The organism is Streptomyces sp. WAC 01529, from assembly GCF_003945545.1.
Taxonomy (GTDB): Bacteria; Actinomycetota; Actinomycetes; order Streptomycetales; family Streptomycetaceae; genus Streptomyces; species Streptomyces anatolicus.
Genome location: NZ_CP029617.1, coordinates 1,239,454 through 1,263,893, shown reverse-complemented (window position 1 = coordinate 1,263,893; position 24,440 = coordinate 1,239,454). Strand labels below are relative to the sequence as shown.

21 protein-coding genes are annotated in these 24,440 nt (G+C 72.0%); 17 read left to right on the top strand and 4 right to left on the bottom strand.

Going from position 1 to position 24,440, the window contains the following annotated elements:
* Positions 1–58 precede the first annotated feature (58 nt).
* The 8 genes from DMA15_RS05640 (at position 59) to DMA15_RS05605 (ending at position 8,680) form a co-directional block, all read left to right on the top strand.
* Complete coding sequence (locus tag DMA15_RS05640; RefSeq protein ID WP_125511549.1) at positions 59–1,165, top strand: quinone-dependent dihydroorotate dehydrogenase; 1,107 nt, start codon at positions 59–61, stop codon at positions 1,163–1,165.
* Positions 1,162–2,007 carry an orotidine-5'-phosphate decarboxylase gene (gene pyrF, locus DMA15_RS05635; protein WP_125511548.1) on the top strand — a complete coding sequence of 282 codons (846 nt, stop codon included), beginning with the start codon at positions 1,162–1,164 and terminating at the stop codon, positions 2,005–2,007. The genes DMA15_RS05640 and pyrF overlap by 4 nt, the downstream gene beginning before the upstream one ends.
* Before the next feature lie 255 nt (positions 2,008–2,262).
* Positions 2,263–2,586, top strand: a complete 324-nt coding sequence (locus tag DMA15_RS05630) for an integration host factor (protein WP_005319887.1) — start codon at positions 2,263–2,265, stop codon at positions 2,584–2,586.
* A gap of 38 nt (positions 2,587–2,624) precedes the next feature.
* Positions 2,625–3,218 (top strand): guanylate kinase, encoded by a 594-nt coding sequence (gene gmk, locus DMA15_RS05625; protein WP_125511547.1) that lies wholly within the window; start codon positions 2,625–2,627, stop codon positions 3,216–3,218.
* Positions 3,219–3,270: 52 nt separating this feature from the next.
* Entirely contained in the window at positions 3,271–3,543 is a 273-nt protein-coding gene (rpoZ, locus tag DMA15_RS05620; RefSeq protein WP_005319902.1) for a DNA-directed RNA polymerase subunit omega, read from the top strand.
* A 110-nt stretch (positions 3,544–3,653) separates the two neighbouring features.
* Positions 3,654–4,856, top strand: coding sequence for a bifunctional phosphopantothenoylcysteine decarboxylase/phosphopantothenate--cysteine ligase CoaBC (coaBC, locus tag DMA15_RS05615; RefSeq protein ID WP_125511546.1), 1,203 nt, complete (start codon positions 3,654–3,656; stop codon positions 4,854–4,856).
* Between the two features lie 332 nt (positions 4,857–5,188).
* Complete coding sequence (gene metK, locus DMA15_RS05610) at positions 5,189–6,397, top strand: methionine adenosyltransferase (RefSeq protein ID WP_125511545.1); 1,209 nt, start codon at positions 5,189–5,191, stop codon at positions 6,395–6,397.
* A gap of 102 nt (positions 6,398–6,499) precedes the next feature.
* The gene (locus tag DMA15_RS05605) at positions 6,500–8,680 is read left to right on the top strand and encodes a primosomal protein N' (RefSeq protein WP_125511544.1); all 2,181 of its coding nucleotides are present in this window, start codon (positions 6,500–6,502) and stop codon (positions 8,678–8,680) included.
* A 177-nt stretch (positions 8,681–8,857) separates the two neighbouring features.
* Here the strand turns inward: DMA15_RS05605 and DMA15_RS05600 are convergent, their stop codons facing one another.
* A complete protein-coding gene (locus DMA15_RS05600; RefSeq protein WP_125511543.1) occupies positions 8,858–9,412 on the bottom strand; it encodes a hypothetical protein in 555 nt (184 codons plus the stop codon).
* A gap of 264 nt (positions 9,413–9,676) precedes the next feature.
* On the opposite strand from DMA15_RS05600, the gene fmt reads away from it, so the two are divergent.
* The 9 genes from fmt to DMA15_RS05555 all read left to right on the top strand — a co-directional run bounded on the left by fmt (position 9,677) and on the right by DMA15_RS05555 (position 20,825).
* Positions 9,677–10,621: a methionyl-tRNA formyltransferase gene (gene fmt, locus DMA15_RS05595; RefSeq protein ID WP_125511542.1), complete on the top strand. Its 945-nt coding sequence runs from the start codon at positions 9,677–9,679 to the stop codon at positions 10,619–10,621.
* Between the two features lie 33 nt (positions 10,622–10,654).
* Positions 10,655–12,109 carry a transcription antitermination factor NusB gene (locus tag DMA15_RS05590; protein WP_125511541.1) on the top strand — a complete coding sequence of 485 codons (1,455 nt, stop codon included), beginning with the start codon at positions 10,655–10,657 and terminating at the stop codon, positions 12,107–12,109.
* Positions 12,110–12,359: 250 nt separating this feature from the next.
* Complete coding sequence (gene rpe, locus DMA15_RS05585) at positions 12,360–13,055, top strand: ribulose-phosphate 3-epimerase (protein WP_125511540.1); 696 nt, start codon at positions 12,360–12,362, stop codon at positions 13,053–13,055.
* Positions 13,056–13,133: 78 nt separating this feature from the next.
* Positions 13,134–14,186, top strand: coding sequence for a sugar-binding domain-containing protein (locus DMA15_RS05580; RefSeq protein ID WP_125511539.1), 1,053 nt, complete (start codon positions 13,134–13,136; stop codon positions 14,184–14,186).
* A 206-nt stretch (positions 14,187–14,392) separates the two neighbouring features.
* On the top strand, positions 14,393–15,835 hold the full coding sequence (locus DMA15_RS05575; protein WP_125511538.1) for a GuaB1 family IMP dehydrogenase-related protein: 1,443 nt from the start codon (positions 14,393–14,395) through the stop codon (positions 15,833–15,835).
* Between the two features lie 300 nt (positions 15,836–16,135).
* Positions 16,136–17,605 carry an amino acid permease gene (locus DMA15_RS05570; RefSeq protein WP_125511537.1) on the top strand — a complete coding sequence of 490 codons (1,470 nt, stop codon included), beginning with the start codon at positions 16,136–16,138 and terminating at the stop codon, positions 17,603–17,605.
* Positions 17,606–17,615: 10 nt separating this feature from the next.
* Positions 17,616–18,071, top strand: coding sequence for an Lrp/AsnC family transcriptional regulator (locus DMA15_RS05565; protein WP_030787310.1), 456 nt, complete (start codon positions 17,616–17,618; stop codon positions 18,069–18,071).
* A gap of 212 nt (positions 18,072–18,283) precedes the next feature.
* Positions 18,284–19,081, top strand: a complete 798-nt coding sequence (locus DMA15_RS05560) for a carbon-nitrogen hydrolase family protein (protein ID WP_206302663.1) — start codon at positions 18,284–18,286, stop codon at positions 19,079–19,081.
* Positions 19,082–19,130: 49 nt separating this feature from the next.
* Positions 19,131–20,825: an NAD(P)/FAD-dependent oxidoreductase gene (locus DMA15_RS05555; protein WP_125511536.1), complete on the top strand. Its 1,695-nt coding sequence runs from the start codon at positions 19,131–19,133 to the stop codon at positions 20,823–20,825.
* Positions 20,826–20,841: 16 nt separating this feature from the next.
* On the opposite strand, the gene DMA15_RS05550 is transcribed toward DMA15_RS05555, so the two are convergent.
* The 3 genes from DMA15_RS05550 to DMA15_RS05540 all read right to left on the bottom strand — a co-directional run bounded on the left by DMA15_RS05550 (position 20,842) and on the right by DMA15_RS05540 (position 24,423).
* Positions 20,842–21,546: a DUF5995 family protein gene (locus DMA15_RS05550; protein WP_125511535.1), complete on the bottom strand. Its 705-nt coding sequence runs from the start codon at positions 21,544–21,546 to the stop codon at positions 20,842–20,844.
* 35 nt (positions 21,547–21,581) lie between these two features.
* Positions 21,582–22,787: a Cmx/CmrA family chloramphenicol efflux MFS transporter gene (locus DMA15_RS05545; RefSeq protein WP_125511534.1), complete on the bottom strand. Its 1,206-nt coding sequence runs from the start codon at positions 22,785–22,787 to the stop codon at positions 21,582–21,584.
* 229 nt (positions 22,788–23,016) lie between these two features.
* Entirely contained in the window at positions 23,017–24,423 is a 1,407-nt protein-coding gene (locus DMA15_RS05540) for a solute carrier family 23 protein (protein WP_125511533.1), read from the bottom strand.
* Between the last annotated feature and the right edge of the window lie 17 nt (positions 24,424–24,440).

Here is a 24,440-nt window from a genome sequence, read left to right as displayed (position 1 = left end):
GGGGGACACCGGAAACGGTGTCCCCCTCTTCGTGAGGCCCTTTCTGAGGACATCGAACATGTACAAGCTCTTCTTCAACCTCGTCTTCCAGCGCATGGACCCCGAGCAGGCCCACTACATGGCCTTCCGCTGGATCCGCCTCGCGGCCCGCGTCCCGGTCCTGCGCACCTTCGTCGCGGCCGCCCTCGCCCCCCGCCACAAGGAGCTGCGCACCGAGGCCTTCGGGCTGCGGATGCACGGGCCCTTCGGGCTCGCCGCGGGCTTCGACAAGAACGCCGTCGCGATCGACGGCATGTCGATGCTCGGCTTCGACCACATCGAGATCGGCACGGTCACCGGGGAGCCGCAGCCCGGCAACCCCAAGAAGCGGCTGTTCCGCCTCGTCCCCGACCGCGCGCTGATCAACCGCATGGGCTTCAACAACGACGGTTCGGCCGCCGTCGCCGAGCGCCTGGCCTCGCGCAGGCCCGTCTTCAAGACCGTCGTGGGCGTCAACATCGGCAAGACCAAGGTCGTCCCCGAGGAGGAGGCCGCCGCCGACTACGTGAAGTCGACCGAGCGCCTGGCCCGCCACGCCGACTACCTGGTCGTCAACGTCTCGTCCCCGAACACCCCGGGCCTGCGCAACCTCCAGGCCACCGAGTCGCTGCGGCCCCTGCTGACCGCCGTGCGCGAGGCCGCCGACCGCAGCGTCGAGGGCCGTCGCGTACCGCTCCTGGTGAAGATCGCCCCCGACCTCGCGGACGAGGACATCGACGCCGTCGCGGACCTCGCCGTCGAACTCGGCCTGGACGGCATCATCGCCACGAACACGACCATCGCGCGCGAGAGCCTCGGGCTGCACTCCCCGCCCCTGCTGATCGAGGAGGTCGGCGGACTCTCCGGAGCGCCCCTCAAGGCGCGCTCCCTGGAGGTCCTGCGCCGCCTCTACGCGCGCGTGGGCGACCGCATCACGCTCGTGGGCGTCGGCGGCATCGAGAACGCCGAGGACGCCTGGCAGCGCATCCTGGCGGGCGCCACCCTGGTGCAGGGCTACAGCGCCTTCATCTACGAAGGGCCGTTCTGGGCCCGCGCGATCCACAAGGGCCTCGCCGCACGCCTGCGCACGAGCCCGTACGCCACCCTCGCCGACGCCGTCGGCGCCGACGTGAGGAAGTCCGCATGAGTGCCCTCGACCCGTTCGGCACGCGCCTGCGCCGCGCCATGGACGAGCGCGGCCCGCTCTGCGTCGGCATCGACCCGCACGCCTCGCTGCTGTCCGCGTGGGACCTGAACGACGACATCGCGGGCCTGGAGCGGTTCACCCGGACCGTCGTCGAGGCGCTGGCCGGGACCGTCGCCGTCTTCAAGCCGCAGAGCGCCTTCTTCGAGCGCTTCGGCTCGCGGGGCGTCGCCGTGCTGGAGAAGGCCGTCGCGGAGCTGCGCGAGGCCGGTGCCCTGGTCGTCATGGACGCCAAGCGCGGCGACATCGGCTCGACCATGGCCGCGTACGCCGAGGCCTTCCTGCACAAGGACTCGCCGCTGTTCAGCGACGCCCTCACGGTCTCGCCCTACCTCGGCTACGGCTCGCTGAAGCCGGCCGTGGAACTCGCGCGCGAGAACGGCGCCGGACTCTTCGTGCTCGCCCTCACCTCCAACCCCGAGGGCGCCGAGGTGCAGCACGCGCTCCGCGAGGACGGCCGTACGGTCGCGGCCACCGTCCTCGGCCACCTCGCCGCCGAGAACGCCGGACAGGAGCCCCTGGGCTCCTTCGGCGCGGTCGTCGGCGCGACGCTCGGCGACCTCTCGTCGTACGACCTCGACATCAACGGCCCGCTGCTCGCCCCCGGCATCGGCGCGCAGGGCGCGACCCCGGCCGATCTGCCGGGCGTCTTCGGCGCGGCCGTGCGCAACGTGGTGCCGAGCGTCAGCCGGGGCGTCCTGCGGTTCGGACCCGACGCCGCGGGCCTGCGGGAGGCCGCGGAGCGCTTCGCGGACGAGATCCGGGCGGCCGCCGAAGCGGCCTGAGCGGGGTGGCGGGACCCGCGCGCGGGTCCCGCCGACTGTTCACCAGCCAAAATAGCGGGCGAATTGCCCGATATGTACGGCTCGACAGAGGCTGACCAGGACTTTTCGTCTGTTCTCGCTGACTCCAGCGGCCATGGCCGCTAGTCTCCGAGGGAGTCAACGGGCGAGCGCGTTGCACGTTGCTCCCCAGGTGTGGGGCGACTAGGTTCCTCACCGGTCCGTATCCGACAGTTCGACATCCGAGGTGACGTAGGCGTGGCTCTTCCGCCCCTTACCCCTGAACAGCGCGCAGCCGCGCTCGAAAAGGCCGCCGCGGCTCGCCGGGAGCGGGCCGAGGTCAAGAATCGACTCAAGCACTCCGGTGCCTCGCTTCACGAGGTCATCAAGCAGGGCCAGGAGAACGATGTCATCGGCAAGATGAAGGTCTCCGCCCTCCTGGAGTCCCTGCCGGGCGTGGGCAAGGTCCGCGCCAAGCAGATCATGGAGCGTCTTGGCATCTCCGAGAGCCGCCGTGTGCGCGGTCTCGGCTCCAACCAGATCGCGTCTCTTGAGCGCGAGTTCGGCGGTGGCGCTGCCTGACGTTCTCAGGCACTCCTGAGAACCTGGATAATCGCTGCATGGCTGCAACATCCCGGGGGACGACCCCCGTACCCCCGGACGTACGTCCGCGGCTGACCGTGCTCTCCGGCCCCTCCGGGGTCGGCAAGAGCACGGTCGTCGCCCATATGCGCAAGGAACACCCCGAGGTCTGGCTCTCCGTCTCGGCCACCACGCGCAAGCCGCGCCCCGGTGAGAAGCACGGTGTCCAGTACTTCTTCGTCTCCGACGACGAGATGGACAAGCTCATCGCCAACGGCGAGCTGCTGGAGTGGGCCGAGTTCGCGGGCAACCGCTACGGCACCCCGCGCCGCGCGGTGATCGAGCGCCTGGAGGCGGGCGAGCCCGTCCTCCTGGAGATCGACCTCCAGGGCGCGCGCCTGGTGCGCGAGTCGATGCCCGAGGCGCAGCTGGTCTTCCTCGCCCCGCCGAGCTGGGACGAGCTGGTCCGCCGGCTCACCGGCCGGGGGACCGAGGCGCCCGAGGTGATCGAGCGCAGGCTGGCAGCCGCCAAGATCGAGCTGGCCGCCGAGGCCGAGTTCGACACGACCCTGGTCAACACCTCCGTCGAGGACGTGGCGCGCGAGCTGCTAGCCTTGATGAAAGTTCTTTGATCTTTACCCCTGTCTTGACCCTTCTGGTCTTGACCCCATCGGAAGGCGAAGAGTGTCCTCTTCCATCACCGCGCCCGAGGGCATCATCAACCCGCCGATTGATGAGCTGCTCGAAGCCACCGACTCGAAGTACAGCCTCGTGATCTACGCCGCCAAGCGCGCGCGCCAGATCAACGCGTACTACTCGCAGCTCGGTGAGGGCCTCCTGGAGTACGTCGGCCCCCTCGTGGACACCCACGTCCACGAGAAGCCGCTCTCGATCGCGCTCCGCGAGATCAACGCGGGCCTGCTGACGTCCGAGGCCATCGAGGGCCCCGCCCAGTAGGCGTTGTTCCGTTCTTTCACCACAGGCCCGGCAGCGCGACTGCCGGGCCTGTGGTGTGTCATGGAGTCGTACGTCTCCGAGTGCGGAGATCCGAGTGCGGGGAGGCACGGGTGAGCAAGCCCAAGGTCGTTCTGGGGGTCAGCGGTGGCATCGCCGCCTACAAGGCGTGTGAGCTGCTGCGGCGGCTGACCGAGTCGGGCCACGACGTGCGTGTGGTGCCGACCGCGTCGGCGCTGCACTTCGTCGGCGCCGCGACCTGGTCCGCGCTCTCCGGCCACCCGGTCTCGACCGAGGTCTGGTCCGACGTCCACGAGGTGCCGCACGTCCGTATCGGCCAGCAGGCCGACCTCGTGATCGTCGCCCCCGCCACCGCCGACATGCTCGCCAAGGCGGCCCACGGCCTCGCCGACGACCTGCTCACCAACACGCTCCTGACCGCTCGCTGTCCGGTGGTCTTCGCCCCGGCCATGCACACGGAGATGTGGGAGCACCCGGCCACCCAGGAGAACGTCGCCACCCTGCGGCGCCGCGGCGCCCTCGTCATCGAGCCCGCGGTGGGCCGGCTCACCGGCGTCGACACCGGCAAGGGCCGCTTCCCCGAGCCCGCCGAGCTGTTCGAGGTCGTACGCAGGGTCCTCGCCCGCGGCGACCTGGCGCGGGACCTCGCGGGGCGACATGTGGTGGTCAGCGCCGGGGGGACCCGGGAACCCCTGGACCCGGTCCGCTTCCTCGGCAACCGCTCCTCCGGCAAGCAGGGGTACGCGCTCGCCCGCAGCGCGGCGGCGCGGGGTGCCCGCGTCACGCTCGTCGCGGCGAACACCGCGCTGCCCGACCCGGCCGGCGTCGACGTGGTGCCGGTCGGCACCGCCGTCCAGCTGCGCGAGGCCGTCCTGAAGGCGGCGGCCGACGCCGACGCCGTCGTGATGGCGGCCGCGGTGGCCGACTTCCGCCCCGAGACGTACGCCGCCGGGAAGATCAAGAAGAAGGACGGCCAGGAACCGGCGCCCCTCACCCTGGTCCGCAACCCCGACATCCTCGCCGAGATCGCGGGGGACAGGCCGCGCCCCGCCCAGGTGGTCGTCGGCTTCGCCGCCGAGACGGACGACGTCCTCGCCAACGGCCGGGCCAAGCTCGCCCGCAAGGGATGCGACCTGCTGGTCGTCAACGAGGTCGGTGAGCGCAAGACCTTCGGCTCCGAGGAGAACGAGGCCGTGGTGCTCGGCGCGGACGGCAGCGAGACGCCGGTGCCGTACGGCCCGAAGGAGGCGCTGGCCGACACGGTCTGGGACCTGGTCGCCGCGCGGCTTCCCTGACGCACGCGTCGGCTTTCGCCTTCTTTCGCCTCTTGGCGGAACTGGGCCACAATGCGACTCGTTACTTGACCGGATCACCGTCGCCGGTGCTCAATGTCATTTTCGTTCCACCAGAGGCCTCAAACCCGTGAAAATGGGGCGTGAGACCCTCTGGTGGAGACTGATCGTCGTACCGCACAATGCAGTGCCGCAGGTCACAGGGCTCCCAAGTGGCGAGACATGTGGTCCGGCGGACGAGTGTGACCGATAAACTGGTCTCGAACGACGTCGGGCGCAGCTCCCGGCCGTTCACCAATGATCAGCCAGCAGCCGCTGCAACCACAGGGAGCGATGTGTCCCGGCGCCTCTTTACCTCGGAGTCTGTGACCGAGGGTCACCCCGACAAGATCGCTGACCAGATCAGCGACACCATTCTCGACGCGCTTCTGCGGGAGGACCCGACGTCCCGGGTCGCCGTGGAGACGCTGATCACCACCGGCCTCGTCCACGTGGCCGGCGAGGTCACGACGAAGGCGTACGCGCCGATCGCGCAGCTCGTGCGCGACAAGATCCTCGAGATCGGTTACGACTCCTCGAAGAAGGGCTTCGACGGCGCCTCCTGTGGCGTCTCGGTCTCCATCGGCTCGCAGTCCCCCGACATCGCGCAGGGCGTCGACACGGCGTACGAGAAGCGCGTCGAGGGCGATGAGGACGAGCTGGACAAGCAGGGCGCGGGCGACCAGGGCCTGATGTTCGGCTACGCCTGCGACGAGACGCCCGAGCTGATGCCGCTCCCGATCCACCTGGCGCACCGCCTCTCGCGGCGCCTGTCCGAGGTGCGCAAGAACGGGACCATCCCCTACCTGCGCCCCGACGGCAAGACCCAGGTCACCATCGAGTACGACGGCGACAAGGCCGTCCGTCTCGACACCGTCGTGGTCTCCTCGCAGCACGCCAGCGACATCGACCTGGACTCGCTGCTCGCCCCCGACATCCGCGAGTTCGTGGTCGAGGCCGAGCTGAAGGCGCTCCTCGACGACGGCATCAAGCTGGACACCGAGGGCTACCGCCTCCTGGTCAACCCCACCGGCCGCTTCGAGATCGGCGGCCCGATGGGCGACGCCGGTCTGACCGGCCGCAAGATCATCATCGACACGTACGGCGGCATGGCCCGCCACGGCGGCGGTGCCTTCTCGGGCAAGGACCCGTCGAAGGTCGACCGTTCCGCGGCGTACGCGATGCGCTGGGTCGCCAAGAACGTGGTGGCGGCCGGCCTCGCGGCCCGCTGCGAGGTCCAGGTGGCGTACGCCATCGGCAAGGCCGAGCCGGTCGGTCTCTTCGTGGAGACCTTCGGTACGGCCACGGTCGACACGGACAAGATCGAGACCGCCATCAGCGAGGTCTTCGACCTGCGTCCGGCCGCGATCATCCGCGACCTCGACCTGCTCCGCCCGATCTACGCGCAGACCGCCGCGTACGGCCACTTCGGCCGGGCGATCCCCGACTTCACGTGGGAGCGCACGGACCGCGTGGAGGCGCTGCGGAAGGCGGCGGGGCTGTAGCTCCCCGGCGCTCCGGCTCCTGAGGCCCGGTACCCCTTCGCGGGGTGCCGGGCCTTCGCCGTTCTTGCGGCGGTGTCAGAGCGGTCTGGTAGGAATGCTGCTGTGAGCAGGGAGAACGGGTCGGGTGCGGGCGAGGGTGCCGGGGGCGGGGTGCCCGAGCCCGAGCAGCTCGCGCTGATTCGGGACAGCGTGCGCAAGGCCAAGGTGCCGCGGGCCAAGCCGCGGACGTGGCGGGGGGCCGCGCTGGCCAAGGAGCTGCCGGTGGCGCGGGTCCTCGTCGACAAGGGCGTGCTCCACCTCGACCGGTACTTCGACTACGCGGTCCCGGAGGAGCTGGACGAGGTCGCCAGGCCGGGGGTGCGGGTCCGGGTGCGGTTCGGCGCCGGGTCGCGGAACGTGCGCGAGGGGCGGCGTGAGGGCGGCGGGCTCATCGACGGGTTCATCGTCGAGCGGCGGGCCGAGAGCGAGTACACCGGGCCGCTGGCCGCTCTGGCCCAGGTCGTCTCCCCGGAGCCGGTGCTCGACCCCGGGCTGCTCGAACTGGCCCGTGCGGTCGCCGACCGCTATGCGGGGAGCCTCGCCGACGTGCTGCAACTGGCGATCCCGCCGCGGCACGGGCGGGCCGAGTCGCGGGCGGCGTCCGCGCCCCCGGCCCCACCGGCCGCGCCCGACCCCGGGACCTGGCGGCGGTACGGGCACGGGGCCGACTTCGTCGGGGCGCTGGCCTCGGGCGGGTCGCCGCGTGCGGTGTGGACGGCGCTGCCCGGGCCGCAGTGGGCCGAGGAGATCGCCCGCGCCGTGCAGGCCACGCTGGCCTCGGGGCGGGGGGCGCTCGTCGTCGTGCCGACCGGGCGGCCCGCCGCGCGCGTGGACGCCGCGCTCACCGCACTCCTCGGCGAGGGGCAGCACGCGCTGCTCACCGCCGACGCCGGGCAGGAGCGGCGCTATCGGGAGTGGCTCTCCGTGCGGCGCGGGGCGGTGCGGGCCGTCGTCGGGACGCGGGCCGCCATGTTCGCGCCCGTACGGGATCTGGGGCTCGTCGTCATCTGGGACGACGGGGACCCCAATCACAGCGATGACCATGCTCCCTTCCCGCATGTGCGGGAGGTGCTTGAGCTGCGGGCCGCCCGGGACAAGTGCGGCTTCCTGCTGGGGAGTTGGAGCTGCACGGTCGAGGCCGCACAGCTCGTCGAGACCGGCTGGGCCGCGCCTCTCGTCGCCGACCGCGAGCAGGTGCGGGGGGCCGCGCCGCTCGTGCGGACCGTGGGCGACGGGGACCTGGCGCGGGACGAGGCGGCGCGGGCCGCGCGGCTGCCGACGCTGGCCTGGAAGGTCGTCAGGGAGGGGCTGAAGCACGGCCCCGTCCTGGTGCAGGTGCCGCGGCGCGGATATGTGCCCCGGCTGGCGTGCGAGCGGTGCCGGGAGCCCGCGCGGTGCCGCCGGTGCGCCGGGCCGCTGGAGGCGCAGGAGGGCGGGGCGGCCCTGCGGTGCGGCTGGTGCGGGGTGGCGGAGGCCGAGTGGCACTGCGGTTCCTGCGGCGGTTTCCGGCTGCGGGCGCAGGTCGTGGGGGCGAAGCGGACCGCCGAGGAGCTGGGGCGGGCGTTCCCGGCCGTGCCGGTGCGGACCTCGGGGCGCGAGCAGGTGCTTGACACGGTGCCGGGGGCGCCCGCGCTGGTGGTGAGCACACCGGGCGCGGAGCCCGTCGCCGAGGGCGGATACGCGGCGGCGCTGCTCCTGGACGGCTGGGCCATGCTCGGGCGGCCCGATCTGCGGGCGGGGGAGGACGCGCTGCGGCGGTGGATGGCGGCCGCGTCGCTCGTACGTCCCCAGGGGGCGGGCGGCACCGTGGTGGTCGTCGCCGAGCCGACGCTGCGGCCCGTGCAGGCGCTCGTGCGGTGGGACCCCGTGGGGCACGCGGTGCGGGAGCTGTCGGAGCGGGCCGAGCTGGGATTTCCGCCGGTGTCGCGGATGGCGGCGGTCTCCGGGCCGCCGGAGGCGCTTGCGGGGTTCCTCGCCGGTGCCGAACTGCCTCCGGACGCGGTGGTGTTGGGTCCCGTGCCGGTGCGGGACGCGGGCCCCGGCCCTGCCCGCCGCCCCGGCGCGGCGCCGGTCGGCGAGCAGTGGGAGCGGGTGCTGATCCGGGTTCCCCCGGGAAGCGGCGCCGCCCTGGCCGCTGCCCTGAAGACCGCACAGGCCGCGCGGATGGCCCGGGGCGCCAAGGGAGCCAGGGAGGGCGGCACCGAGGCGGTGCGGATCCGGGTGGATCCGCTGGACATCGGCTGAGGCGGGGCGGGGGAGGCCGGGCTTCCACCTCGCGGCAAGCGCCTCCACCTCGTGGGAGCCGCCAGGGGCGCGGTCGTTGGGGCGGCGCGCGCCCACGGGCGTCGGCATGCGACTGCCCCCTCGCCGGGTGCGAGCCGACGGCAGGGGGCAGTCGCAAGGAGGTGGGGCGGGGGCGGGTCAGCCGTTGCGGGGGCCGGGGAAGGCCGGTGGCCTGGGGTCGTCGCGGAGGGTGGGGCTGCCCGCGGTCGGCTGCGTCGGCATCGTGCGGGCCGCTGGCACGGACGGCAGCGGGGCGCCGACCGGGACCGGGCGGGGCGCCGTGGTCGTGGCGGTCGGCGCCGGAACCTCCGTCGCGCGCTCCGCGTCGGCCGCCGCCTGCGTCGTGGCCCGGCGCGCGCCGTAACGGCGGTGGACGGCCTGCTTGGTGACCCCGAGGGCCGAGCCGACCGCGTCCCACGAGAAGCCGAGCGAGCGGTCGAAGTCCACCGCCGCGGTGACCAGCGTCTCGACGCTGTCCCGCAGTTCCTGGGCGAGGCGGACGGTCGGGGCGGGGGCGCGCCCGTACACGACGAAGCCCGCTGAGGGGCTGGAGCGGCGCGGGCGGTAGACGTTACCGAGCTGGGCGGTGAGCGTACGCAGCGCGTCCACCTGCCGGCGGACCCGCTCGATGTCCCGCACCAGGAGGTGCAGGCTGGCCCGTGCCTGGGCGTCGTGGGTTGCGTGGTCGGCCATGAACAAGCCTCTCGAACCGGCGTTGAAAAGGATCGGGCCGCATCCGCGGCCCATTGTGGTCAACTCTTTCTTGACCAACGCGCTACCTCGTGTGGGGTCACGGTGCAGGGGCGTATGCGCATATGCACGGGGCGCGCGCCACTTCGTACGCCCCCAGGGCCGTCAACGCGAGTCACCGGCGGGACCGTCCTGGGCGGGGCCCCGAGGCGGCCCATAGACTGGTGCGCTGCCGCCGCTCCCACCAGAGATCCGAGGTACCACCCAGTGAAGCTCGTCTTCGCAGGCACTCCCGAGGTCGCCGTCCCCGCGCTGGACGCCCTGATCGCCTCCGACCGGCACGAGGTGGCCGCCGTCGTGACCCGCCCCGACGCGCCCGCGGGCCGTGGCCGCAGGCTCGTGGCGAGCCCGGTCGCGGAGCGCGCGCAGGAGGCCGGCATCGAGGTGCTGAAGCCCGCGAAGCCGCGCGACGAGGAGTTCCTGGCCCGGCTGCGGGAGATCGGGCCCGACTGCTGCCCCGTCGTCGCCTATGGCGCGCTGCTCCCCAAGGCCGCCCTGGACGTGCCGGCCCGCGGCTGGGTCAATCTGCACTTCTCGCTGCTGCCCGCCTGGCGCGGTGCCGCGCCCGTGCAGCACGCGGTGATGGCGGGCGACGAGATCACCGGCGCGTCGACGTTCCTGATCGAACAGGGGCTGGACTCCGGGCCGGTGTACGGCACGGTCACGGAGGCGGTGCGGCCCACCGACACCAGCGGCGACCTGCTCACCCGGCTCGCCTTCGCGGGCTCGGGGCTCCTCGTGGCGACCATGGACGGCATCGAGGACGGCAGCCTGAAGGCGGTCCCGCAGCCGGCCGACGGCGTCACCCTCGCCCCGAAGATCACCGTCGAGGACGCCCAGGTGGAGTGGGCCGCGCCCGCCCTGCGCGTCGACCGCGTGGTGCGCGGCTGCACCCCCGCGCCCGGTGCCTGGACCGTCTTCCGCGGCGAGCGGCTGAAGATCATCCAGGCGGCGCTCGTGCCCGACCGCACGGACCTCGCGCCCGGCGAGCTGTCCGCCGCCAAGAACAACGTGTACGTCGGCTCCGGCTCGCACGCCGTCGAGCTGCTCTGGGTCCAGCCGCAGGGCAAGAAGCCGATGCGGGGCGCGGACTGGGCGCGCGGGGTGCGGATCGCCCCCGGTGAGCGCGTGGGCGACAGCGACGTACGCTGAGTAGGTTCGACCCATTCCAGCAGCGGAGCACCTTTGAACGACCAGCCGAACCGGCCTCCCCGCAAGCCCTCCGGCAAGGCGGGCGGCAAGCCCTATCGCCGGCCCCAGAAGGACCCCGTCCGCTTCCTCGCCTTCGAGGCGCTGCGGGCCGTGGACGAGCGTGACGCGTACGCGAACCTCGTCCTGCCGCCCCTGCTGCGCAAGGCCAGGGAGAAGGAGGGGCCCGAGAAGTTCGACGCGCGGGACGCGGCGCTCGCCACCGAGCTCGTCTACGGGACGCTGCGCCGCCAGGGCACGTACGACGCGATCGTGGCGGCCTGCGTCGACCGGCCGCTGCGCGAGGTTGACCCGCCGGTGCTCGACGTGCTCAACCTGGGCGTGCACCAGCTGCTCGGCACCCGCATCCCCACGCACGCCGCCGTCTCCGCCTCGGTGGAGCTGGCGCGCGTGGTGCTCGGCGACGGGCGGGCCAAGTTCGTCAACGCCGTGCTGCGCAAGGTCGCGCGGGATGACCTCGACGGCTGGGTGGAGAAGGTCGCGCCGCCCTACGACGAGGACCCCGAGGACCACCTCGCCATCGTGCACTCGCACCCGCGCTGGGTCGTCTCGGCGCTGTGGGACTCGCTCGGCGGCGGCCGCGCCGGGATCGAGGACCTGCTCGAAGCCGACAACGAACGCCCCGAGGTCACGCTCGTCGCCCGCCCCGGCCGCTCCACCGCCGAGGAGCTGCTCGATTCCGTGGGCGAGGACTCGGCGCTGCCGGGCCGCTGGTCGCCCTATGCCGTGCGGCTCACCGAGGGCGGGGAGCCCGGACTGATCGAGGCGGTGCGCGAGGGCCGCGCGGGCGTGCAGGACGAGGGCAGCCAGCTCGTCGCGCTCGCCCTGGCCAACGCCCCGGTCGAGGGGCCCGACGAGAAGTGGCTCGACGGCTGCGCGGGACCGGGCGGCAAGGCCGCCATGCTCGCCGGGCTCGCCGCCCAGCGCGGCGCCACGCTGCTCGCCGCCGAGAAGCAGCCGCACCGGGCCGGTCTCGTCGCGCAGTCGCTCGCCGGCAACCCCGGCCCGTACCAGGTCATCGCCGCCGACGGCACCCGCCCGCCGTGGCGCCCCGGCACCTTCGACCGGATCCTGATGGACGTGCCCTGCACCGGGCTCGGCGCGCTGCGCCGCCGTCCGGAGGCCCGCTGGCGCCGCCGCCCGCAGGACCTGGAGGGCTTCGCCCCGCTCCAACGCGGCCTGCTGCGCACGGCGTTGGAGTCCGTGCGCGTGGGCGGCGTCGTCGGTTACGCCACCTGCTCGCCGCACCTCGCCGAGACCCGCGCGGTCGTCGACGACGTCCTCAAGCAGACCGGGGGCGGCGAACTGCTCGACGCGCGACCGCTGCTGCCGGGCGTCCCGGCGCTGGGCGAGGGCCCCGACGTACAGCTGTGGCCGCATCTGCACGGGACGGACGCGATGTATCTGGCGCTGATCAGGCGCACCGCCTGAGCCGACCGTCGTGACCGTACCCTGAACTCGACGCGGACGTACGCGAGTTGGGCGGGATCGGGGGAGATCGGCGGGGCGGTCGCGGTCGCCGGACGGTGGTACGCCGCCGTCCGGCGCGGCGCACGAGGCGGGCCGGCGCGGCGCACGAGGCGGGCCGGCGCGGGGCGCGCGGCATCCCGGCACGGGAGGTGCCGTGACCACCGCTCGGACCGCGGTCGGCGATACGCGCCGGGCATGGCAGGCTTGGGGCATGGCCGTGCAGATCAATCCCAGCATCCTGTCCGCCGACTTCGCCCGCCTTGCCGAGGAGGCGGAGTCCGTTTCGGGCCCAGAGGGCGCCGACTGGCTCCACGTCGACGTGATGGACAATCACTTCGTCCCGAACCTCACGCTCGGCGTGCCGATCGTGGAGTCGCTGGCCCGTGCCACGGACACGCCCCTGGACTGCCACCTGATGATCGAGGACCCCGATCGCTGGGCCCCGCAGTACGTCGAGGCGGGCGCCGGGTCCGTGACCTTCCACGCGGAGGCCGCCGCCGCCCCCGTCCGCCTCGCCCGCGAGATCCGCGCCAAGGGCGCCCGCGCCTCCATGGCGCTGAAGCCGGCGACGCCCATCGAGCCGTACGAGGACCTGCTCCCCGAGCTGGACATGCTGCTGATCATGACGGTCGAGCCGGGCTTCGGCGGCCAGGCGTTCCTCGACATCATGCTGCCCAAGATCCGCCGCACCCGTGAGCTGATCAGCAAGCACGGACTCCAGCTGTGGCTGCAGGTCGACGGCGGGGTCTCCGCCGACACCATCGAGCGCTGCGCGGAGGCCGGGGCCGACGTCTTCGTCGCGGGCTCCGCGGTCTACGGCGCCACGGATCCGGCGGAAGCGGTACGTTCATTGCGTGCCCAAGCGGCGGCAAAGACCGCGTCAAGTGCCTGGGCATGCGACCACTGAACCACGGGAACGTGAACGCAGTCCCTCAGGGCTGATCAACTAGGCCGGATCTGCAAGGATGAACGGCGAACCCAGTTTGTGAACAGCAGTGAGGAGAGCGCCGTGTCGGCCATGTCGGCGGGTCGGTCAGCCATGCGGATGGGACCCGCGGAGCTGGTGCAGGCGGCGGCCATGGCCCGCCGCTTCTACCTCGAGGGCAAGTCCAAGATCCAGATCGCCGAGGAGTTCGGCGTCAGCCGCTTCAAGGTGGCCCGGGTCCTTGAGACCGCCCTGGAGCGGGATCTCGTACGCATCGAGATCCGGGTCCCAGCGGAGCTGGACGCCGAGCGCTCGGACGCGCTGCGCGCCCGGTACGGCCTGCGGCACGCGGTCGTGGTGGAGTCGCCCGCGCCCACCGACGAGATCGAGGACTCGCCCGACCCCGAGAACCTCGGCGAGGTCGCGGCGGACCTGCTCGGCGAGCTGGTCACCGAGGGCGATGTGCTCGGCCTCGCCTGGGGGCGCTCCACGATCCACATGGCGGCGGCGCTCGACCAGCTGCCGCCGTGCACGGTCGTGCAGCTGACCGGTGTCTACGACGCGGGGACCGCCGAGCGCGGCTCGGTCGAGGCCGTGCGCCGGGCCGCCCAGGTCTCCGGCGGCGAGGCGCACCCCATCTACGCGCCGATGCTGCTGCCCGACCCGGCCACCGCGGCGGCGCTGCGCAACCAGACCGGGATCGCCCGCGCCTTCGACTACTTCGACAAGGTCACGGTCGCCGCGGTCTCCATCGGCTCCTGGGAGCCGGGCATCTCCACCGTCCACGACATGCTCAGCGACGAGGAGCGGGCGCATTACGCCTCGCTGGGAGTGGCCGCGGAGATGTCCGCCCATCTGTTCGACGCCGAGGGGCGTCGGGTCGGGCGGGACCTGGGGGAGCGGTGCATCACCGTCGAAGCCGATCGGCTTCGGCGGATTCCTGAGGTCGTCGCCATCGCCGGCGGACAGCGGAAGGCCGCCGCCATCGACGCGGTGCTTCGGTCGGGGCTTGTGACCAGCCTGGTCACGGATACGGCCGCCGCCGACCAGCTGCTGGTTGCGGGGCCCGCCCCGCGGCCCGCGCTCGACCGGGCGGATCCGGACGGCAGCTGATTCCCGCGGGTGCGTGGGGGCTTGGCGCGGTTCCCCGCGCCCCTTCGGGGCGCTGCCCTTTGGATGATTCGACCAGTGGGGTCCCGGGCTGCCTGGGTGATCGTCCCAGGAGGCGCACGGCCTGCGGCATGGGAGAATGAAGTACGTGCTTTTCCCTCGGCCTAACTGTCCGGGGGCCACCTCTGATCGACTGGGATGAGCAGCACGTGCGCTTCCTCAATGACATCCAGCCTGCGTACGACCTGACGTACGACGACGTCTTCATGGTCCCGAGGCGCTCCGCCGTCGGTTCCCGCCAGGCTGTCGACCTCGCCTCGCCCGACGGCACGGGCACGACGATCCCGCTGGTCGTCGCCAACATGACCGCCATCGCCGGGCGCCGCATGGCCGAGACCGTCGCCCGCCGCGGCGGCCTGGTGGTCATCCCCCAGGACATCCCGATCGAGGTCGTCACCGAGGTCGTCTCCTGGGTCAAGACGCGCCACCACGTCCTGGACACCCCGATCGTCCTGGCCCCCTCGCAGACCGTCGCGGACGCGCTCGCCCTGCTGCCCAAGCGCGCGCACAACGCGGGCGTGGTCGTCGACGCCGACCAGAAGCCCGTGGGCGTCGTCACCGACACCGACCTGACCGGTGTGGACCGCTTCACGCAGCTCTCCGAGGTCATGTCCAAGGACCTGCTCCTCCTGGACGCCGACATCGACCCGCGCGACGCGTTCAACAAGCTGGACCACGCCAACCGGCGGTACGCCCCCGCCGTGGACAAGGACGGCCGCCTCGCCGGCATCCTGACCCGCACGGGCGCCCTGCGCGCGACCCTCTACACCCCGGCCGTGGACGCCAACGGCGGCCTGCGCATCGCCGCCGCCGTCGGCATCAACGGCGACGTGGCGGGCAAGGCCAAGCAGCTCCTCGACGCGGGCGTCGACACGCTCGTCGTGGACACCGCCCACGGCCACCAGGAGTCGATGATCGCCGCGGTCAAGGCCGTGCGCGCGCTCGACCCGCAGGTCCCGATCGTCGCGGGCAACATCGTCGCCGCCGAGGGTGTGCGCGACCTGATCGAGGCCGGCGCCGACATCATCAAGGTCGGCGTGGGCCCCGGCGCCATGTGCACCACGCGCATGATGACCGGCGTCGGCCGCCCGCAGTTCTCCGCGGTGCTCGAATGCGCCGCCGAGGCCAAGAAGTTCGGCAAGCACGTCTGGGCCGACGGCGGTGTCCGCCACCCGCGCGACGTCGCCATGGCGCTCGCCGCCGGTGCCTCGAACGTCATGATCGGCTCCTGGTTCGCGGGCACCTACGAGTCCCCGGGCGACCTCCAGCACGACGCCCAGGGCCGTGCCTACAAGGAGTCGTTCGGCATGGCCTCGGCCCGCGCCGTGCGCAACCGCACCAGCGAGGAGTCGGCGTACGACCGTGCGCGCAAGGCGCTCTTCGAGGAGGGCATCTCCACCTCCCGCATGTTCCTCGACCCGAGCCGTCCGGGCGTCGAGGACCTGATCGACTCGATCATCGCGGGCGTCCGCTCCTCCTGCACGTACGCGGGCGCGGCCTCCCTGGAGGAGTTCGCCGAGAAGGCCACGGTCGGCGTCCAGAGCGCGGCGGGCTACGCGGAGGGCAAGCCGCTGCACGCCAGCTGGAGCTAGTCGCCCCCTGCTTTGGAAGGCCCCCGCGGACACCTCCGCGGGGGCCTTTGCCGTGCCCGGCGACACCCGGAACGCAACGGACGAAACGGACCGCGCAACGAACCGACGCGTGGGGCGGAAGTGCGCAATGATCCACCGCTGGTGCGCAAGGTTGCTGCATTACGGTCGGGAAGGCATGGACCTTAGAGTCAGGCGCTGTACGTGGTGTGGCGGGGACTGCCTGCTCGGTGGCTCCCGTCTTCAAACACGGGTGCCACGGGTCCCCGCCGCCCTGACCGGCAGCGATGAAGGAGCCAGCGCGTGCTCGACCAAGGCGCACCCCCGCAGAACCGCCCCAGCCCCCCGGGCGCCCCTGGCCTCGGCCGCCGTCTCATGCGCCGTAAGCCGGTCGAAGCCCTGGTCGCGGAGGGTGGCCAGGGCGAGGGTGGCTCGCTCCGCCGCTCCCTCGGCATGTGGCAGCTGACCATGATCAGCATCGGTGCCACGCTCGGCACCGGCATCTTCGTCGTCCTCGGCGAGAGCGTCCCCAAGGCCGGGCCCGCCGTCACGATCTCCTTCGTGATCGCCGGCCTCACCGCCCTCTTCTCCGCCCTCTCCTATGCGGAGCTGGCCGGTTCCATACCGGTCGCGGGCTCCTCGTACTCGTACGCGTACGCAACGATGGGTGAACTCATCGCCTGGGTCTGCGGCTGGTGCCTGGTCCTGGAGTACGGCGTGTCCGTGGCTGCGGTCGCCGTCGGCTGGGGTGAGTACCTCAACGAACTGCTCGACGGGACGATCGGCGTCACCATCCCCGACGCGCTCTCCGCGGCGCCCGGCGAGGTCGACGGCGCGATCATCAACCTGCCCGGCCTGATCGTCGTGCTGCTCGCCATGGTCTTCCTGCTCGGCGGCGCCAAGGAGTCGGCGACCGCCAACACGATCATGGTCATCGTGAAGATCGCCGCGCTCGTGCTCTTCTGCACCATCGGCTTCATGGGCTTCAAGTCCGGCAACTACGCCGACTTCATGCCGCTCGGCACCGCCGGCGTCAGCGCGGCCGCCGCGAGCCTCTTCTTCTCCTACATCGGCTTCGACGCCGCCTCCACCGCCGGTGAGGAGGCCAAGAACCCGCAGCGCGACCTGCCCCGCGCCATCATGCTGTCGCTGATCATCGTCACGGCGCTCTACGTCCTGGTCGCCGCGGTCGCCGTCGGCGCCTGGAACTGGAAGGACTTCGAGGGCTCCGAGGCCACGCTCGCCGCGATCATGAACGACGTCAGCGGTCAGTCCTTCTGGGGCACGCTGCTCGCCGCCGGTGCCGTCATCTCCATCGCGAGCGTCGTGCTCACCGTGCTGTACGGCCAGACGCGCGTCCTGTTCGCCATGTCCCGCGACGGTCTCGTCCCCAAGGTGTTCGGCCGGGTCAGCAAGAAGACCGGCACGCCCCGGGTGAACACCGTCATCGTGTCGCTCTTCTGCGGCGCGCTCGCCTCGGTCGTCCCGCTCGGCAAGCTCGTCGACGCCACCAGCATCGGTACGCTCTTCGCGTTCGGCCTGGTCAACATCGCCGTCATCGTGCTGCGCCGGACGCGTCCGGACATGCCGCGCACCTTCCGGGTGCCGCTCGGCTGGCTCTTCCCGGTGCTCGGCTTCGGCTTCTGCGCGTACAACATGTTCAGCCTCGACTCCGTGACCTGGACCGTGTTCGGTGTCTGGATGGCCGTCGGGCTCGTGTTCTACTTCCTGTACGGCGTGAGCCGCTCCCGATTGGCCACAGCAGAGAAGTGATCCACCCCCCGTGCGACTGAACGATCTCGACGAACGCATTGTGCACGCCCTCGCCGAGGACGCCCGCCGCTCCTACGCCGACATCGGCCAGCTGGTCGGGCTCTCCGCGCCCGCCGTGAAGCGGCGCGTGGACCGGCTGCGGGCGACGGGTGCCATCACGGGGTTCACCGTACGGGTGGACCCCGCGGCCCTCGGCTGGGAGACCGAGGGGTTCATCGAGATCTACTGTCGCCGCAATACCTCGCCGGAGGCGATCAAGCGGGGGCTTGAGCGGTATCCGGAAGTCGCGTCCGCGTCCACCGTCACGGGGGACGCGGACGCGATCGTTCAGATCTTCGCCGCGGACATGCGGCATTTCGAGCGGGTGCTTGAGCGGATCGCGGGGGAGCCGTTCGTGGAACGGACGAAGTCCGTTCTGGTCCTTTCGCCCCTTATGCGGCGGTTCTCTTCCGGGTCGCCTGCGTAGTCGTTCGCTGCGGGTGTGCTCTGGCTGGTCGCGCAGTTCCCCGCGCCCCTGACGGGACGCCTCCCTCGCGCGCAACGAATCGTCGATCCGGGCTTCGTACGCGCAACAGATCGTGCGGCTGCCCGCAACGGTCGCGTCTTGTACCCGTGTGGCCGCCGACCGTACCGTCTAACGGACCCCACCAAACCCTTCGTACGCCTTGAGGATCTGCCATGCCTGCGCTGCGCACCGCCCTGCTCCAGAGTTCCGGGCAGCTCGGATCCGTCGCCGAGAACCTCGCGGCGCTCGACGAGGCGGCGGGGCGTGCCGCCGCCCAGGGAGCGGGGCTGCTCGTCGCGGCCGAGCTGTTCCTCACCGGGTACGCCATAGGTGACGACGTGGCCCGCCTGGCCGAGCCCGCGGACGGGGCGTCCGCGAAGGCCGTCGCCGAGATCGCCGCCCGCCACAAGATCGGCGTCGCCTACGGCTACCCCGAGCGCGAGGGCGAGGTGGTCTACAACTCCGTGCAGCTGATCGGCCCCGAGGGGGCCCGCCTCGCGAACTACCGCAAGACCCACCTCTTCGGCTGCTTCGAGCGCGACGCCTTCACCCCGGGCGAGCAGTCCGTCGTCCAGGTGGAGCTGGGCGGCGTACGTATCGGCCTCATGATCTGCTACGACGTCGAGTTCCCGGAGAACGTCCGCGCGCACGCCCTCGCCGGCACCGACCTGCTGATCGTCCCCACCGCGCAGATGCACCCCTTCCAGTTCGTCGCCGAGTCCGTGGTGCCGGTGCGGGCCTTCGAGAACCAGATGTACGTCGCGTACGTCAACCGGGTCGGCCCCGAAGGGGAGTTCGAGTTCGTCGGGCTCTCCACGCTGGTCGGTCCCGACGGTGTGGCGCGCGCCCGCGCGGGCCGCGGCACCGAGCTGGTCGTCGGCGACGTCGACCCGGAGTTCCTGAGCGCGTCCCGCGAGACCAACCCCTACCTGCGCGACCGCCGCCCCGGCCTGTACGCGTCCCTCGTCTGAGCCACCCCCTCACCTGACTTTTCAGTTCCGTGCAAGGAGTCCGTACCCCATGACGTCCACGGTGCCCACCGCCATTCAGCACACCGACGCCCAGCCGCCGATCACCATGTTCGGTCCGGACTTCCCCTACGCGTACGACGACTACCTCGCGCACCCCGCGGGCCTCGGCCAGATACCCGCGACCGAGCACGGCACCGAGGTCGCCGTCATCGGCGGCGGCCTGTCCGGCATCGTCGCCGCGTACGAGCTGATGAAGATGGGCCTCAAGCCCGTCGTCTACGAGGCCGACCAGATCGGCGGACGCCTGCGCACCGTCGGGTTCGAGGGCTGTGACGGCGATCTGACCGCCGAGATGGGCGCGATGCGCTTCCCGCCCTCCTCGACGGCGCTCCAGCACTACATCGACCTGGTGGGCCTGAAGACGCGGGCGTTCCCGAACCCGCTCGCCGAGTCGACGCCGTCGACGGTCGTGGACCTCAAGGGCGAGTCGCACTACGCCGAGACCGTCGAGGACCTGCCCCAGGTCTACCGCGACGTGGCCAAGGCGTGGGCCGACTGCCTGGAGGAGGGTGCGGACTTCTCCGACATGAACCGCGCGCTGCGCGAGCGGGACGTGCCGAGGATCCGGGAGATCTGGGCCAAGCTCGTCGAGAAGCTCGACAACCAGACCTTCTACGGCTTCCTCTGCGAGTCCGAGGCCTTCAAGTCCTTCCGGCACCGCGAGATCTTCGGCCAGGTCGGCTTCGGCACCGGCGGCTGGGACACCGACTTCCCGAACTCCATCCTGGAGATCCTGCGCGTCGTCTACACCGAGGCCGACGACCATCACCGCGGCATCGTCGGCGGCAGCCAGCAGCTGCCCCTGCGCCTGTGGGCGCGCGAGCCGCGGAAGATCGTGCACTGGGAACTCGGTACGTCCCTGAAGTCGCTGCACGAGGGCGGCGAGCCCAAGCCCGCCGTGACCCGCCTGACCCGCACCGCGGGCAACCGTGTCACCGTCACCGACGCCTCCGGTGACATCCGCACCTACCAGGCGGCGATCTTCACCGCCCAGTCGTGGATGCTGCTCTCCAAGATCGAGTGCGACGACTCGCTCTTCCCCATCGACCACTGGACGGCGATGGAGCGCACCCACTACATGGAGAGCTCGAAGCTCTTCGTGCCCGTCGACCGGCCGTTCTGGCTGGACAAGGACGAGGAGACCGGGCGTGACGTCATGTCGATGACGCTCACCGACCGCATGACGCGCGGCACCTACCTGCTCGACGACGGTCCGGACAAGCCCGCCGTCATCTGCCTCTCCTACACCTGGTGCGACGACAGCCTGAAGTGGCTGCCCCTGTCGGCGAACGAGCGCATGGAGGTCATGCTCAAGTCGCTCGGCGAGATCTACCCCAAGGTCGACATCCGCAGCCACATCATCGGCAACCCGGTGACCGTCTCGTGGGAGAACGAGCCCTACTTCATGGGCGCCTTCAAGGCGAACCTGCCGGGCCACTACCGCTACCAGCGGCGTCTGTTCACCCACTTCATGCAGGACCGCCTGCCCGAGGACAAGCGGGGCATCTTCCTCGCGGGCGACGACATCTCCTGGACGGCGGGCTGGGCCGAGGGCGCGATCCAGACCGCGCTGAACGCGGTGTGGGGCGTGATGCACCACTTCGGCGGCTCCTCGGACACCACGAACCCCGGTCCGGGCGACGTGTACGACGAGATCGCGCCGGTCGAGCTGCCGGAGGACTAGTCGCCGGGCGCCGCGCTCAGTCCGGGAGCGGGGTGAGCAGGATCCGGCTCACCAGTCCCACCGCCCCGTCGAGACGCTCCCCGAACTCCCCGGCCACGCCGGGGAGTTCGCGCAGGGCCCACAGGGTGCGGGCCGCCGCCCACGCGCCGTCGCGGGCCCGCTCCAGGCTCCAGGAACCCGCCAGATGCGTCAGCGGGTCGCCGATCTGGAGGAGGTCGGGGCCGGGCATCAGCTCCTCGCGGATGCGCTCCTCCAGCGATACGAGGATGTCGCCCACGCGGTCGAACTCGTCCTCCAGCTCGGCCGGTTCGCAGCCGAGCGTACGGCAGGCGTCCACGAGGGCGAGCGCCAGATCGTGGCCGATGTGCGCGTTGATGCCCGCGAGGGCGAACTGCAGCGGGTGTACGCCGGGATGGCGGCGGTACTGGAAGAGCGGGCGCCAGCAGGCGGGCGGCCGATGCCCTTCGGCCGCCGCGTCGACGGCCGCCAGATAGCGCTCGGCGAACCGTACGCCCAGCGTGGCCGCGGCGCGGGTGTCGGCGAAGGCGCCGAGGCCGATGCTTCGGTGGACCTCCTCGGTGACCGAGAGGTAGACCCGGTTGAAGACGGCCACCCCGTCGCGCGGCGGCCAGTCGTCGCCGAGCGCGCGCATCCGTGCCACCACGCCGTCGACCCCGCGCCGCGAGGCCCCGCTCTCTGCGAACCGCTCCAACTGCGCCATGGGGGCAGGATCCCAGCACCGGCCCGGCGGGGGTGTCAGCGCACCGGCAGCTTCCCCGAAACGAGGGACCCGGCCGCGCGCCGCCCGCGCCGCGGGACGAGCGCCGTGCCGCCGACGGCCAGGGCCAGCGCCACGAGCAGCGCGCTGACCCACAGCGGCGAGCGGTAGCCGAGCCCCGCGGAGATCGCGAGGCCACCGGCCCAGGGGCCGAACGCGCCGCCCACGTTGAAGGCGGCCGTGGCGAAGCCGCCCGCCAGGCGGGGCGCGTCGGTCGCCGCGTAGAGGGCCTGCGAGATCAGCGTGGAGCCGACGCCGAAGGACAGCGCGCCCTGGACCAGGACCAGGACGACCGCGGCCACCGGGTGCGCGGCGGTCACCGCGAGGAGGACCCAGCCGGCCAGCAACGCGAGCGTGCCGCAGACCAGGAGCGGCACGGGCCGCCCGTCCGAGAGGCGCCCGCCCACGCTGACGCCGACGAACGAGCCGATGCCGAAGAGCGCGAGCACCACCGGCACCCGGCCCGGGCCGAGCCCGGTGACCTCGGTGACCAGGGGCGCGAGGTAGGTGAACGTACAGAAGGTCGCGCCGTTCACCAGCGCCCCGAGCAGCAGGGTCAGCAGGAGCCGGGGACCGCGCAGCGCACGCAGTTCACCGAGCGCGCCCGGTCCGGCGAGGTCCGTTCCAGCGGCGTCCGGCGCCCCGGCCGGTACGGCCCGCGCGAGGGCGAGGACGGCGGGCGCGGAGAGCAGGGCCACGGCCCAGAACGCCGAGCGCCAGCCCCACACCTCGCCGAGCAGCGCGCCCGCGGGCACCCCCGCGACACAGGCGAGGGTCACGCCGCCGAGCAGCGTCGACGTGGCGCGCCCCTTGGCGTTCGGCTCGACCATGCTCGCGGCGGTCACCAGGGCGACCGCGAGGAACCCGGCGTTGGCGAGGGCGCCCACGACGCGCGTGGCGAGCAGCACGGCGAAGCTCGTGGTGAGCGCGCCGACGAGGTGGACCAGCAGGAAGGCGACCAGGAAGACCAGCAGCGCGCTCCGGCGCGAGAAGCGCCGGCTCACGAGGGCCATCAGCGGCGCGCCGACGACCATTCCCACGGCGAACGCCGAGGTCAGATGGCCCGCGGACGGGATGGAGACGTCCAGGTCCCGGGCGATGTCCGGCACCAGGCCGGAGAGCATGAACTCGGAGGTGCCTTGCGCGAAGACGGCGAGTCCGAGGAGGTAGAGGGCAAAGGGCACAGCGAAACTCCGCAACCACGGTGTGGATCGAAACGATCAGGACACGGGAGCGGTGATCCGGGGGCTCTGCGAGAGCGCCGACGGCGCGCGTGACGGCCGCGCGAAAGCGGCGGAAGCGTCAGTGCGAGGGCGCGGGAAGCCACCGGACGACCGGTGGCCGGAGTCTGTCGGACTCGGGGCTTGACATGGTGCGCACGCTAGCCAGCCGGTGCGCACCACGTCCACCGGATTACCGGGCGCTGTCGCTGTCGCTGCCCTTCTCGCCCTTCTCGTCGTACGTCGACGTGCCCGAATCCAGCAGCGGTTCCTGGGACTTGAGGTGCGGCGGGGCGAACGCGCGCAGCACGTGGTAGCCCGTGATGACGACGATCGTGCCGAGCGCGATGCCGCTCAGCTCGAAGTTGTCGGTGATCTTCAGCGAGACGCCGCCGACGCCGATGATGATGCCCGCGGCGGCCGGGACCAGGTTCAGCGGATTGCGCAGGTCGACCTTGGCGTTGATCCAGATCTGCGCGCCGAGCAGGCCGATCATGCCGTACAGGATGACGGTGATGCCGCCGAGCACGCCGCCCGGGATCGCCGCGACGACCGCGCCGAACTTGGGGCACAGGCCGAAGAGCAGCGCGAAGGCGGCCGCCGCCCAGTACGCGGCCGTGGAGTAGACGCGGGTGGCCGCCATCACGCCGATGTTCTCGGAGTACGTCGTGTTGGGCGGGCCGCCGACCGCGGTGGAGAGCATGGACGCGGCGCCGTCGGCGGAGATCGCCGTGCCGAGCTTGTCGTCGAGGTTGTCGCCGGTCATCTCGCCGACCGCCTTGACGTGGCCCGCGTTCTCCGCGACCAGGGCGATGACGACGGGCAGCGCCACAAGGATCGCCGACCACTCGAAGCTCGGGGCGTGGAAGGAGGGCAGACCGATCCAGTCGGCGTTGCCGACGGCGGAGAAGTCGAGCCGCCAGTGGTCGACGACCTTGCCGGAGCCGTCCGCGGAGTGGATCTTGCCGAAGACCTGGTCGAGGAGCCAGGAGATGGCGTACCCGAAGATCAGCCCGAGGAAGATCGCGATGCGCGACCAGAAGCCGCGCAGACACACCACGGCGAGGCCGGTGAAGAGCATCACCAGCAGGGCCGTCCACTGGTCCTGCGGCCAGTACGTCGACGCGGTCACCGGCGCCAGGTTGAAGCCGATCAGCATGACGACCGCGCCGGTCACGATCGGCGGCATCGCGGCGTGGATGATCCGTGCCCCGAACTTCTGCACCGCGAGCCCCACCAGGAACAGCGCGGCGCCGACCACGAAGACCGCGCCGGTCACCGTCGCGCTGGAGCCGCCCTGCGCCCGGATGACGGCGGCGACCCCCACGAACGAGAGCGAGCAGCCGAGATAGCTGGGCACCCGGCCGCGCGTGGCGAGCAGGAAGATGACGGTCGCCACGCCCGACATCATGATGGCGAGATTCGGGTCGAGACCCATCAGCACGGGCGCCACGAAGGACGCCCCGAACATGGCCACCACGTGCTGCGCGCCGAGCCCGAAGGTCCGCGGCCACGAGAGGCGCTCATCGGGCCGGACGACCGCGCCGGGGGCGGGGGTGCGGCCGTCGCCGTGCAGTTTCCAGCGCACGCCGAGATCCATGGTGAGTATCGCTTTCT